Raw genomic sequence first — 12,675 nt, 5'->3', positions numbered from 1 at the left:
CATCCAATATACAGGATGCTGCTTGTTTAATGTCTAGTTTGTTGAACCCGGCGTTGCATTTGTTCCTGATCCAGGATTTTGCAGATTGGAGCCATTGTTTGTTGTGGTCGGTACTGTGCCTGAATTTGCCGGTGCAGTTGGTGTAGTCGTGTTTCCAGGAGTGACCGTAACCGAATTGGAGTTTGTCGGGGTAGAATTTGAAGTAGATGGATTAACTTCTGTTTCTGAATTGGCAGGTGTTGTACCCTGATTTACAGTGTTAGGAGTGGTGGATGTATTGGCTGGGTTCGATGTCGCATTAGCATCATTAGATTGTTGCGTAGTGACTGATGTTCTTGGGGTAGCAATCATTTGAGTGATGCCCAGATCCCCTGAAACTTTACGGCCTATGGTCACATTCACGTTGAGTAATTGCGTCACTTTTTCTTTGCTGTTTTGGTAGACTACTTGTAAAGGCAGGGTTATTTTCCATTCATTTGCAGTTGCTTCAGTCACTTGAGCCTGACCATCCAGTTGACTGCTTACGGTTAAATTTTGTGTTTTAATGGCATCCACATTTCCTGATTTTTGTAATGCGGTGTTAAATCCTTGCCATCCCTGATCGGTAAAACATGCTTGCAACTTTTGAAGCTGGGCATCCAGTGAGGCCGGATCAAAATCAAATGCTTGAGTCACTGCCTGTTCAGACCAGGTTAACACCAGAGTTTGGTCTATAACTTTAGTTTCAGCAGGAATTTTATAATCACAATTGATTGGTTGGGAAGTTTGTTGCTGCTCAACCGGTACCTGTTGAGTTGTTTGGGACTCTCCATTTTGAGCTGGTTGCTGGGAAGTGGATTGCCCAGGCTGGGTCACTTGGGTTTGACTGGTTTGATTTTGTTGTACGTTTTGAGCAGGTTGCTGATTGGTGGATTGCACCTGCGATGTCGGTTGATTACTTGGGTTCGTCTGAGTAGTTGGTGTGTTTTGATTCACCGCAGGCGTTTGGTTTGCTGTCACGGCGCTATTGGTTGTATCTGGAGTTTGTGGCTGTACCGCTTGTTGGGTTGCTTCCGCATGTAATTGAGTACATAAAAGTGTACACAAAGCACCCCACAGCATCGTTTTCTTCATGAATTATACTCCTTAATTAGTATCTAACAATTCTGCGATAATAAGAGCCGCTAGTCTAGCAGTTTTTTGTTCTTGATCCAGTGGTGGAGAAAGTTCTGCAATGTCCAGACTGATTACTTTACCGCTTTGTATAATGTATTTCAGTAGAGGAAGTATTTGCCATGGAGTGAGTCCCAAGGGTTGTGGCGCACTGACCCCTGGTGCATAACACTCAGCAAATACATCAAGACAAACAGTCAGATAAATGTGATCCAGATTAAGCATAAAATCATCTAGAAAAGCGATTTGCCAGGCTTGACTTTGTTCATTGAGATCTTCTGCTGTGAGACAGTGGACATTCAATTCATTGGCACGATTGAAGAGAGAAGGGGTGTTGCCAAATTTTTGAATTCCAATGCAGCAGTATTCAAAGGGTTGTTTATTTGCTTTGCAGTGTTCTGCAATTTGCGAAAATGGTGTGCCAGAATTACCGGGTTGGCCTGACTGACAGGGACGAAGATCAAAATGAGCATCAAAATTAATGATGCCTAATTTAGAATAATGGCGCGATAAACCCTGAAAATGGGCCCAGGCAATTTCATGTCCTCCACCAAAGGCAATGGTTTTATGTCCTTGCTTAATACAACGATGGATTAATTCAGCGAATTGGGTTTGAGCAGATTCCAGATCATCATTGACGCAGAGGATATTCCCCAGATCGATAAAATGATGATCGTAGGGGCAAGGTAATTTCGCCAGATGTTGTTTCAGCTGGTCGGGTCCAAATTGTGCTCCTGGTCTGCCAAGATTTCTTTTGATTCCAGCATCACTGGCAAAGCCGAGAAAAATGGTTTTTTTGTCCTCGGTAATCAGTTCGTTTTCATCATTTAAAAATTTAATTTTTTGAAAGAAACGTTCTTCATTGACCGTATCCTTTCTTCCTTGCCAAAGAGAAGGATTTGCTCTTTGATAATTCGGTAGATCTTCAAACATCTACTGCTCCTATGTATTAAATTTATGCCAAGTTAGTTCAATGTCTGGTATTATCTGCGCATATCGTCGAATAGTGAATGAGGATCGCGTGTTTATTATTACTGGTGGAGGAAGTGGCATAGGCAAAGCTTTGGCTTTGAATCTGGCTGAACGCGGTAAATCAGTATTGATAGTAGGCCGACGTGAGTCATTGTTAAAGGAGACGGCTGCCGCATCTGCTTTGATTAAATATGTCTGTGCTGATGTATCCACCAGTGAAGGCCGTGAAATAATTAGAGTCCATTTGAATAATATACCCCAAATAAGCGCTTTGGTTAATAATGCTGGAACACTGGAGCCGCTGGTTCCTATTCAGGATATTCAATTAACCGATTGGCATCGAACCTTTGCAACAAATCTGGATGCTCCTCTTTTTTTACCGCAATTATTCATCGATAAATTACAACATGGCCGTGTGTTAAATATAGGTTCAGGAGCCGCATATTTTCCAATAAAAGGGTGGACCGCCTATTGCGTCTCCAAAGCCGCGCTGTCTATGCTGACTCGATGTTGCCAACTCGAAACAGACTCGATATCTTTTGCCAGCGTCATGCCAGGAATTATTGATACGGAAATGCAGGTAATTGCCAGAAATGGCTCCAATATGGATCCAGAGCAAGTTCATTTTTATCAGCGCTTAAAACAACACAATCGATTAATTTCTCCAGAGACAGTCGCAGAATTTTTAACCTGGCTTTTATTGGATATTGATAAGGAGACCTATGTCTCTAAAGAATGGGATATCTATGAATCATCGCATCATGCGTCCTGGCTTAAACCACCTCATCAAGTTCTTCATTGGGATTTCTAATGTTTGCCTGCGATAAATTATTAGTGAATGCAACAACGATTACTGCCCAGGGATTGCCTGTACGTAATCAGGCGATTGCGATTCAAAACGGCCGTATAAAATGGTGCGGTTCTATGGACGATCTGCCCACTGAATTTATTGAACGAGCAGGGCAACGAGAAGATTGTTCGGGTAAGGTAATCACTCCCGGCCTGATTGACTGTCATACTCATCTGGTTTATGCCGGTAACAGAGCTTCCGAATTTCAAATGAAGCTTGAAGGGGTGAGTTATGCCGAGATTGCCAAATCTGGTGGCGGAATCCTGTCTACAGTAACGCAAACTCGTGCGGCTTCAGAAGATGAGCTCATTCAGCAATCCTTACCCAGGATACGCGCTCTAAAAAATGAAGGAGTGACTACCGTTGAAATCAAGTCTGGGTATGGTCTGGATTTGGTTAATGAGATGAAAATGCTTAAAGTCGCCAGACGTTTGGGTGAGCTAAGCGGATTGCGTGTAAAAACCACTTTTTTAGGTGCTCATGCGATAGGCCCGGAATATAAGGGAAACAGCCAGGCTTATGTCGATCATCTTTGCCAGGAGATGTTACCGGCAATCAGTGAAACGGGATTGGTTGATGCTGTCGATGTTTTTTGTGAATCGATTGCTTTTTCATTAAAACAGACAGAACAGATATTTGCAGCAGCGCGTGCATTGAATCTACCGATAAAATGTCATGCAGAACAATTATCCAACCTGGGCGCAAGTATTTTGGCTGCAAATTCAGGCGCATTATCCTGCGATCATCTTGAGTTTCTGGATGAAGCTGGGGCTGCTGCCATGGCAAAATCAGATACCGTAGCCGTTTTGCTCCCGGGGGCGTTTTATTTTTTACGTGAAAAGAGAAAACCTCCTGTTGACTTATTGCGACAAGCAGGTGTTCGTATTGCCATCGCTACTGATTCCAATCCAGGCTCCTCCCCTACGACATCTTTATTGCTAATGATGAGTATGGCCTGCCAGTTTTTTGGAATGTCCATTCCTGAAGTCTTGTCTGCCGTCACTACTCATGCGGCAAAAGCTTTGGGTCTGGAACATGAAACAGGCCTCATTGAGCAGGGTAAGGCAGCAGATTTGGTATTATGGTCTATAACTGATAGTGCATCTCTTTGTTATTATTTTGCATACCCACTTCCTCATAGGACAATGATCGCGGGTGAGTGGTTATCCAATAAAAATATTGATCAGGAGTTAAATAATGATTAATCGAATGAAACGGATAATTAAAACGGGTTTGATTTTAGGCCTTACAGTCAATTCATTGATGGCTTACTCCATCACTCCTGTAGTGATTAAACAGGAAACCGCGCAATACATTCTTGATATTAAATATCCTCAGGGTTTTAAATCACCCACAGTGAATGCGTCCATAAAAGAATTTATTGCCAGCACTCAAAAAAGTTTTATGGGCGAATTATCCGAAGATGCATCCACTCCTGTTGATGCTCCAGGTAAAACAGGACTCAATATTACTTATTCAGTACCTTATAAAACGCCAACAGCTTTGAGTGTTCATTTTAATATATCCATTTTTCATAAAGGCGCGGCACATCCTTCAAATACTGTTGTCGTGAAAAATTATGTAAATGGAAAAAGCATGAATCTGGCTGATTTATTCGTATCAGGGGCTGATTATTTGACGCCGATTTCCGCTCTGGCTAAAAAAGACATTACCAAAAAGAATATTTCAGATGAACAGTGGATCACGGAAGGTACCAAACCTACCGCTGAAAACTACTCGGTCTGGTATTTTACTCATAAAGGCATAGCCATTATCTTTAACAGTTATCAGGTTGCTGCATACGTTTATGGCGAACAAACGGTAACGATTCCATTGCCATTAATTTCCAGGTTGGTTAAATCTGAAATTGCGCAATCAGTGTGGGGGAATTAATGTCTGATACCCCTTTTATAGCCGCGGATCAGCAGGTAGCAGAATTAACGCTGAGAGTTATTTTTCTGGCAATAATACTTACTGTCTTATTAGCAATGTCTAACGCTTATCTTGCCCTCAAATTAGGCATTTTAACATCAGCATCCATTCCTGCTGCCATTATTTCGATGGGGATTTTGCGCTTTTTTAAGAATTCCACCATTCTTGAAAACAACGCAGTGCAAACTGCTGCTTCTGCCGGTGAGGCGGTTGCTGGCGGTATTGTCTATACAATTCCTGCCCTGATTATTATTGGATTTTGGAACCATTTTGATTATCTGACCAATTTCTTTATTGCTGCCTGCGGCGGTATATTGGGGGTTCTGTTCTCAATTCCACTGCGTCGAATTTTAGTAAACGATCACTCTTTAAAATTTCCTGAGGGGCGTGCGATTGCTGAAGTATTGAAATCTTCTGCAGAAAAGGCCGGTATAAGGGATATTTTTATAGGTGGTGCTGTAGGCGCGGTTATAGAATTGCTGCAGATTGGATTTAAACTGGTAGCCAATAGTTGGGGTTATTGGTTTGTAGTAAAAAGGTCCTTGTTCGGACTGGGTGCCGGCTTCTCTGCAACAATGATAGGCGCAGGGTATCTTGTTGGGCATGATATGGCCATCAGTATTTTTCTTGGGGCTGTTCTGTCCTGGTTGGTAGCTTTACCCGTAGTCAGCCAGTTTTACCCGGATTTTATAACTCACTATCCTCCAGAGCAGGCGACGACCTTATTATGGAATAGTGAAATGCGCTATTTGGGTATTGGTGCCATGTTGTTTGCAGGAATGTGGACTTTTGTTAAATTAATAAAACCTCTTACCAAAAGCATTAGGGGTTCACTAAGCGCTTTTATTGCGAAGAATAAAGCGGATAAAGAGGTTCTGCGTACAGATAAAGACATCCCTTTGCCTTTTATTTTTATGGGTATAGGAACCGTTGCTGCCATTTTGTTTTTATTTTTTCAGTTTATCTTTCCCTTGGGCCAGGCAGGTCTTGATAACACCTATTCTCCCACCATTGTTTTTTTTGGCGTGGTTTATGTTTTGGTTATTGGATTTTTGTTTTCCGTTATCACCGCCTACTTCTCTGGAATGGTGGGAGTGACAGCAAGCCCTGGCAGCTCGGTAGTTATTTCTGGAATGTTGTTTGCCGCGTGGTTGCTGTTAACCGCCATTGATCATGTGTTACCCCTTCCTTTAAGTACTCACCAAATCCAGGCTGCAGAAGCGATTACCATTATTATCGGCTCGGTCGTGACGGGTATTGCAGCAATTGCCAACGACAATACTCAGGATCTGAAAGTAGGGCAATTAGTTGGCGCAACACCTTGGCGGCAGCAAGTAATGTTATTGCTGGGAGTAGTCGTTTCTGCTTTAGTTATTCCGCCAGTAATGCAATTATTGTTTAATGTGTATGGAATCGCTGGAGTGATGCCTCATCCGGGTATGGACGTCACTCAGACCTTGCCGGCTCCTACTGCCGCATTGATGGCCGCAATTACCGAAGCTGTTTTTAGAAATTCATTGCCTTGGAATATGATGTTCTTTGGGGCTTTAATCATTTTATTTGTTATCGTTTTGGAGCGTATATTTAATTTTAAGCGTTATTTGAATTTATCTATTTTGGGAATAGCCATCGGAATGTATTTGCCTTTGTCTTCCTCATTCCCATTATTCATAGGCGGAATGATTGCATTATTTGTGCAAAAACGTTTGCAGAGAATGAAGAAAGATCAAGAAGAAACAATCATCCGTAAACAAAAAGGGACTCTAATCGCCTGTGGTTTAGTCGCTGGCTCAGCAATAATGGATGTAGTACTCGCCATACCGTTTTCTATATTTCATAGTCCGGATGCATTGCAACTGGTAGGCCCCGATTGGAAAGATAAAGGCGTCTATTTGGGGGTGATTACCACATTCGTTCTGGCATGGTGGATCAGTCAAAGAGTGTGTAAACATAAAATCTGAAGGTAGAGTATTTTGTAAATCCTAGATTTGCGCTAAGTAAACTTTTTGCAGCGTGTTGATTTAATGTGATGGCATAAAATAGCTTTCTCTTCTTGAACAGGCGATATGAACTTATAAAAAAGATAAGATCAAACTTAAACGTGTATAAGGATAACTTTTTCGTGTACGACCAGGCTCGGCAATTAGTTTTGTTTAAGAAGGTTATTATAGTTTTTTGGGCTATTTGGTGGCTTTTAGCGTTTTGGACTGATTTCATTGGTATGTTCGCGCATATGAAGCTGATTCAGACAAGCTGGGCACCGGATGCTAATTACCCGTTTCTTGTCGACTCTTTAAAAATGTACCAGGTTTCAGCTCTAATTCCCCAGATATGTTTTGCCGGAATTATGATCTGGACTTTCATCTCTTCAATCGCATTTATCTGGGCTTGCTGTGCTTTGAATATGGATACCCGACGATGGATGAACAGAGCAAATACAGCCTTTATCATTTCCCTCTCTTTTTGGCTAGCAATGTTTCTTGCTGATCAATTGATTATGAAGTTTGATCTGGAAGAAAATCATATGGTACAAGGAGGTTTTCAATTATTAACTTATCTGGCTCTCTATATTTTGCCTTCAGATGCTAAAAGCGATTGATTGTTTTGTCGAGTGTGCTTGCTATCGGGCTATGTCTCAGTTAAGTTGCCTGGTTGCTCGCAAACAGGATTTTATGCACCAAACGCTAGAGAAACCTGAGCCTGTTTGCTCGCAAACAGGCTACAATCCCGCAGTCACTGCCGCGGGAGTTCGCTTGAGATGCGAGTACATGCTGCATTTCTAATTTCCGCGGCTGTGGCCGCGGAATCAAGAGATTAGCACTGAACTGGTTTTTCGATGATGTGTAGAAGATTTAGTCGTCCGAGTTTGACAATGGTTCATACCCCTCCTAGATTTAAAATAACATTGAAAGGGGTGCTTTGTATGAAACTGTGTGTGGCTATCTTATTTTTATGTGGTTCTCTTTTTGTGCATAGTGCTCCAATATACATCGGTGTAATTCCTTTTGCCCCTCCATTTTCTACTTCCACCGATGGTGGTAAAAGTTTTTATGGATTTCACATTGATTTAATGAATGCTCTTTGTAAGCGGATTAAATTGAAATGCATGTATAAAGCGACAAAATTATCCGATCAAATACAATTACTGAATCAAGGCACTGTTGATTTGATCTTTTCGGCAACTCCAATAGAAACAACAAGCACAGGAAATTATATTTACAGCTTGCCGTATTTAAATAGTGATGCTCAATTTGTGACATTAAGTACCAATGACACGCTTAATGAGGTCAAAGATATCAAAAATCTGACTATAGGTGTTTTAACGAACACATTATATTACCCTTTTATAAATACTCAATTTAGTACAAAGGATGCAATCAAACAGTTCTCAGCCATGTCCGAGATGATTACCGCATTAGTTAATCATGATGTTGATGTCATTATTATGAACAATAATTTGGCCAGATATTTAATTATAAATCATATGAACACATTTAAACTGGTAGGGGCTCACATAGCAATAGGTAATGGTTATGGTTTATTAGCCCTGAAAAAGAATAAAACATTGATCAATAAAATCAATTCAGCTTTATTGCAAATGGTCTCTGATGGTTCCTATCTTGCTATTTATAACACCTATTTCAGTCGCGATATGAAATAAATTATCGATTGGTCTGCGAGAATAATGCATCCATGATTCACATTGAAGCATCTCTATTGATGGCTTTTGGGGTAGATATGAGGCAGCTTCGCTGCCTCAAAAGGGTTAACGTGTTTAAGGAGTAAATGCTCGAATACATCTGACGTAATTACTCAGGGTCTTACCGTCATAATACTGGTCTCCCCAGCCAAAATATTGCACCCAGGCGCTGTAGATAGAATTGCCTGTATACTCGGAAGAACTCCAGTATTTGACAGTGGTTAAACCACCTAAACTTTTCAAATAAAGTGTTGTATACAAATTGGGTCTGTTCGATCCACAGCCTGCATTCGTATTAATACCTACATAGCGCCCCAACTCACAAATCGCCGGCAAGTACCAGTCAGTAAATCCCTGGTCGCTTTTGTTGAGACAGGATTGTGCTGCTGGATATTGACCTACTGGGGTTGCAAGAGCATTGGTATTGCTTAATCCATCGAGGAGACTGTTTGCTGCGGTGTCATTGTATCCTCCCGACCACAGATAGGTTGGACCTGGCTCATCGCTTAATGCTGCAACTTTCCCGCCTATACTGCCCATATTAGAAGTGGTATCGTCTACAGAAAACACATATCCTCCCTGATAAACACAACCATGTCCTAACACCAGAACATTAATATTAGCAGATGGTGCAGTATCTGAAGAGACAGTCACTACAGTCGGTACAGGGGTGGAGCCTGGTGAGGTGTTGCATGGAATATTACTTGCATTAGCACTGGCAGTGCTTCCGGGAGTAATCGTAATGTCGCAGGTTGCTGCTGGGTTAAGGGTGCCGGTGCAGGTATTACTGGTTATTGATGTGCCTGCAGGAAAAGCGGAAGAACTTACCTGAATATTACTTGCAGGTATAGACCCCGTATTTTCTATGCGAATAATCCGCGCAGTTCCTGTCAATGCGGGATCTGAGGCGGGATAAGGACTGTTAATCGACAGAGTGAGGCCGTCAATCATCGGCGACAAAGTGGCCTGACTGAAAGTCACTGCAATTGTATGATTGGCATTTATATCACTCAATTGGTAGCTGGTGCCGCCATATTGTACTGCGTTGCCATCTAATAACCACTCATTGACCCCAAAGCTGGTATTAGGATTGGCGGTAAACGATAGGCTTGTTCCCTCATTCACTACTTGTGGTGTTTCTGGCGTTATAGTGCCATTAGCATCTGCGGAGGGTGTAATCGTATATTGCTGTACAGGCGGTTGTTCATTCAGATGAATATTTAAAGCATCTGCTGTGCTTGGTCCTTGGCACTTTAATTTATTAGCCAGCTTACATAAAATAGGCCCGCCTTGCACATCGCCTTGTAAAGTAGAACCGTCTATGATGAGCTTCAATGTACAGGTTCCTTGGGATGGAGCTTTACAGGGTTCGCTTTGGGTGATGCCTGTAATAGGTTTCATCACCAGATTTTTACTGGTGGAAGTGTAGTTCGTGATAAGATAACTAACCTGAGCTGTTTCTCCTCTTGATATAGTAAGTTCAGTTGGTGTTTGCGGTGTAAACGTCCACAAACGATTGGCAGCCTGAACACTTGACAGCATCAAACAGGTGAGAACCGATATGAGTATTGCATACTTGATATAATGTCGTTGAATTCTTTGCATAGTCACAATCCTTATGCTTAATAGTGTTGAAATGAATATCAAGGCCATCCTTGCGACATCCGATAAATAGCCTGTCCCCAGCGCACAGTATCCCGCACGCATTTAACTTCATAACCTTATGTCAATTCGGTTATGATGTTGATACTTTTACATCTAACATTGTTTTACTACGTTCATTCCTCTACTTTAACCTAATCATTTCTGATATGGCTAAATCAAGCAAAGAAATCAGGTTTAAAAAGACAGCACTATTAACCTTAGTTTCTAATGAGTTTAATAGCAAGTCATTGACCAAGTGTCTCGGGTATGATCTGTCTCCAGCTTATGAGGCAGCTGTGCTGCCTCAATCCATCACACTATTCCCTCTTGTAATATAGATGTCAACAGGTGTTTTTGGTTCAAATGTACTAACAGGCTTGGATGCTTTTACACTCGGCAAAAGCTTTCATTACTCTTTAGTCTGGATGAGTGTCAGGTCATTTGTATCGATAACTGTACTTATTTGATTGAACATATAATAATATTCCAGAACGCGCATGGAGCACAATTGACTACTTTGGGAATGGTGTTTAACTCCTTTAATGGACATTGGTCTGACATGAACAAGCGAAATAATAATCGGTTCACAGAACCAGGGGATGGTTATGAAAGTTATGGTAATTGGAGGTACTGGTTTAATTGGCTCTGCAGTGATTGCAGAATTAAAAACGCGTCATGAAGTCATTTGTGTGGGGCATTCACGTGGCCAATACACAGTCAATATTGAAGAGCCTGATTCCATTAAAGCACTTTATCAGAAGGTGGGACGAGTCGATGCGGTAGTTCTGAGCACGGGGCGAGTGTCTTTTCTTGGTTTATCTGAAATGACTGCCAGCGAATTTTATGTGGGATTAAACAGCAAGCTGATGGGGCAAGTGAATTGTGTCTTAATCGGCTTAAATTATATGAATGATTCGGGATCGTTTACCCTCACAAGCGGGATTTTAAATCACGATCCTATTGCTGCCGGAACTTCTGCTGCAATGGTTAATGGCGGCATCGATGGATTTGTTACGGCTGCAGCAATCGAAATGCCCAGAGGCATTCGAATCAATGCTGTAAGTCCAACGGTAGTAACAGAAGCATTGGATGTCTATGGATCTTATTTTCGAGGCTTTGAACCCGTTCCAGTTCAGCGGGTAGCTCATGCATTCAGTAAAAGTGTCGAGGGATTACAAACGGGCAAGATTTACCACGCCCGATAATAACGGCATACCGATTGAGTGTGGCGCTGTCCGTCAGACAATCATGAACGGATCATTGTTGGGATCAGTATTGAGATTATATTCGGCTCTTTTTGCAATATCATCACGTACTGATTCACCAAAAAGTCGTGAAATGGCATAGAGACTCATATCAATGCCAGCTGAAATTCCTGATGAGGTAATGATCTTGCCATCATCTACCCAGCGAGCTTTCTTAATCCATTGTACGTCTTGGCCTTGTTTGCTTACCCAGTCAAAGGCTAATTTGTTTGTTGTTGCCCTATGTCCATCCAGTACTCCTGCTTTGGCAAGCAAGGCTGCCCCTGTACAGACTGATAAAATCATTTCAGCCTGTTCGCAACGATGTTGGAGCCAATAGATTAACTGTTCATTATGGATTTCTGTGCGTGTTCCTATCCCTCCAGGAATGAGCAGAAGATGTAAATGAGGTGCTTCCTGCCAGCTGTAATCTGAGAGAACTGATTGACCTTGTGCTGATTTAACCAATCCTTTGTGTTCGGAAATTAATATACTGTTCAGCTGATTGGGAAGCATTCCGAACATCTCCAGCGGCCCAAATACATCCAGTGTCTCAAAGTTGTGAAACAGCACTATTCCCAGATTTTTAACCGATGTTGTTTGTGGGTTCATAAGCCAATCCTGATTTGTGTAAAGTCCTATTGGGCATTCAATTTATTGAATACCAAACCAACCACCGTTATCTCTGCTACTCCAACGATCATTATTTTTATAATCCGAGATTTTATCGGCACAAAGTTGAGTGAAGGTATCCCCTGCATGGATATCTATACCGTTAAAGCCCACAAGTTGGCAAATACTATCCGATAATTCTGTTTATTCATTATAGACCCGGTTGATATGGCAGAGATAGATATTGGGACAAGCTGATAAAGTTATTATTGATTAAACAACGTTCTAAAATATTTATTATGATTTTCCCAGACTCAATGGAAGCACAGCTTGTTCAAATTACTCCAATCTACTCCCTCTCCCGCGCCGGGAATTTGAGGCGAGGTGATGATGGTTTTTCGCGGGACGAGGGTTGGGGAGAGGGAAGGCTTCTAATGTGTACTGATAATGAACTCTGGTCTCGTTTAGAAAAATCGCTTACAGGCATTGTTCATTGCGAACAAAAATCAGTAAATAACGAGCTTGTTGCCTTAACACAGAATGTCCCATTCCCTCTCCCCAGCCCTCGT

General features: G+C 41.8%; 11 protein-coding genes. 7 read left to right on the top strand and 4 right to left on the bottom strand.

The genetic code is table 11. The annotated features are described in order from the left end of the window. Window positions 1-33 precede the first annotated feature (33 nt). Window positions 34-1,113, bottom strand: a complete 1,080-nt coding sequence (locus G543_RS17840; protein ID WP_065236053.1) for a DotI/IcmL family type IV secretion protein — start codon at window positions 1,111-1,113, stop codon at window positions 34-36. Between the two features lie 12 nt (window positions 1,114-1,125). Beyond that, complete coding sequence (gene hutG, locus G543_RS0112105; protein WP_028384756.1) at window positions 1,126-2,085, bottom strand: formimidoylglutamase; 960 nt, start codon at window positions 2,083-2,085, stop codon at window positions 1,126-1,128. A 40-nt stretch (window positions 2,086-2,125) separates the two neighbouring features. Here hutG and G543_RS0112100 point away from each other — a divergent pair, with 40 nt between their 5' ends. From G543_RS0112100 to G543_RS0112075, 6 genes are all read left to right on the top strand, one after another. Next, on the top strand, window positions 2,126-2,935 hold the full coding sequence (locus G543_RS0112100; protein ID WP_172463058.1) for an SDR family NAD(P)-dependent oxidoreductase: 810 nt from the start codon (window positions 2,126-2,128) through the stop codon (window positions 2,933-2,935). Further along, window positions 2,935-4,179 (top strand): imidazolonepropionase, encoded by a 1,245-nt coding sequence (gene hutI / locus G543_RS0112095; protein ID WP_028384754.1) that lies wholly within the window; start codon window positions 2,935-2,937, stop codon window positions 4,177-4,179. Before G543_RS0112100 ends, hutI begins: the two co-directional genes overlap by 1 nt. Further along, window positions 4,172-4,867, top strand: coding sequence for a DUF3298 and DUF4163 domain-containing protein (locus G543_RS0112090; protein ID WP_028384753.1), 696 nt, complete (start codon window positions 4,172-4,174; stop codon window positions 4,865-4,867). Before hutI ends, G543_RS0112090 begins: the two co-directional genes overlap by 8 nt. Continuing rightward, entirely contained in the window at window positions 4,867-6,867 is a 2,001-nt protein-coding gene (locus tag G543_RS0112085; RefSeq protein ID WP_028384752.1) for an OPT family oligopeptide transporter, read from the top strand. The genes G543_RS0112090 and G543_RS0112085 overlap by 1 nt, the downstream gene beginning before the upstream one ends. A 272-nt stretch (window positions 6,868-7,139) precedes the next feature. Further along, on the top strand, window positions 7,140-7,505 hold the full coding sequence (locus tag G543_RS0112080; RefSeq protein WP_133141369.1) for a hypothetical protein: 366 nt from the start codon (window positions 7,140-7,142) through the stop codon (window positions 7,503-7,505). 324 nt (window positions 7,506-7,829) lie between these two features. Further along, on the top strand, window positions 7,830-8,567 hold the full coding sequence (locus G543_RS0112075) for a transporter substrate-binding domain-containing protein (protein ID WP_028384750.1): 738 nt from the start codon (window positions 7,830-7,832) through the stop codon (window positions 8,565-8,567). A gap of 114 nt (window positions 8,568-8,681) precedes the next feature. Here the strand turns inward: G543_RS0112075 and G543_RS0112070 are convergent, their stop codons facing one another. Next, window positions 8,682-10,211: an Lcl domain-containing protein gene (locus tag G543_RS0112070; RefSeq protein ID WP_028384749.1), complete on the bottom strand. Its 1,530-nt coding sequence runs from the start codon at window positions 10,209-10,211 to the stop codon at window positions 8,682-8,684. A 644-nt stretch (window positions 10,212-10,855) separates the two neighbouring features. Here G543_RS0112070 and G543_RS0112065 point away from each other — a divergent pair. Beyond that, window positions 10,856-11,455 (top strand): short chain dehydrogenase, encoded by a 600-nt coding sequence (locus tag G543_RS0112065; protein WP_028384748.1) that lies wholly within the window; start codon window positions 10,856-10,858, stop codon window positions 11,453-11,455. 33 nt (window positions 11,456-11,488) lie between these two features. Here G543_RS0112065 and G543_RS0112060 read toward each other — a convergent pair whose 3' ends face one another. After that, complete coding sequence (locus tag G543_RS0112060) at window positions 11,489-12,106, bottom strand: DJ-1/PfpI family protein (protein ID WP_028384747.1); 618 nt, start codon at window positions 12,104-12,106, stop codon at window positions 11,489-11,491. Between the last annotated feature and the right edge of the window lie 569 nt (window positions 12,107-12,675).

The sequence above is a fragment of the Legionella moravica DSM 19234 genome, from assembly GCF_000423305.1.
Classification (GTDB): domain Bacteria; phylum Pseudomonadota; class Gammaproteobacteria; order Legionellales; family Legionellaceae; genus Legionella; species Legionella moravica.
Note: the sequence above shows the minus strand (reverse complement) of the source record. Positions and strands in the feature narration are given on the sequence as shown.

Bases quoted from the DNA above. Each gene is read 5' to 3' on its own strand.
- G543_RS17840 (WP_065236053.1), bottom strand. From the start codon at position 1,113: ATGAAGAAAACGATGCTGTGGGGTGCTTTGTGTACACTTTTATGTACT.
- hutG (WP_028384756.1), bottom strand. From the start codon at position 2,085: ATGTTTGAAGATCTACCGAATTATCAAAGAGCAAATCCTTCTCTTTGG.
- G543_RS0112100 (WP_172463058.1), top strand. From the start codon at position 2,126: ATGTCTGGTATTATCTGCGCATATCGTCGAATAGTGAATGAGGATCGC.
- hutI (WP_028384754.1), top strand. From the start codon at position 2,935: ATGTTTGCCTGCGATAAATTATTAGTGAATGCAACAACGATTACTGCC.
- G543_RS0112090 (WP_028384753.1), top strand. From the start codon at position 4,172: ATGATTAATCGAATGAAACGGATAATTAAAACGGGTTTGATTTTAGGC.
- G543_RS0112085 (WP_028384752.1), top strand. From the start codon at position 4,867: ATGTCTGATACCCCTTTTATAGCCGCGGATCAGCAGGTAGCAGAATTA.
- G543_RS0112080 (WP_133141369.1), top strand. From the start codon at position 7,140: ATGAAGCTGATTCAGACAAGCTGGGCACCGGATGCTAATTACCCGTTT.
- G543_RS0112075 (WP_028384750.1), top strand. From the start codon at position 7,830: ATGAAACTGTGTGTGGCTATCTTATTTTTATGTGGTTCTCTTTTTGTG.
- G543_RS0112070 (WP_028384749.1), bottom strand. From the start codon at position 10,211: ATGCAAAGAATTCAACGACATTATATCAAGTATGCAATACTCATATCG.
- G543_RS0112065 (WP_028384748.1), top strand. From the start codon at position 10,856: ATGAAAGTTATGGTAATTGGAGGTACTGGTTTAATTGGCTCTGCAGTG.
- G543_RS0112060 (WP_028384747.1), bottom strand. From the start codon at position 12,106: ATGAACCCACAAACAACATCGGTTAAAAATCTGGGAATAGTGCTGTTT.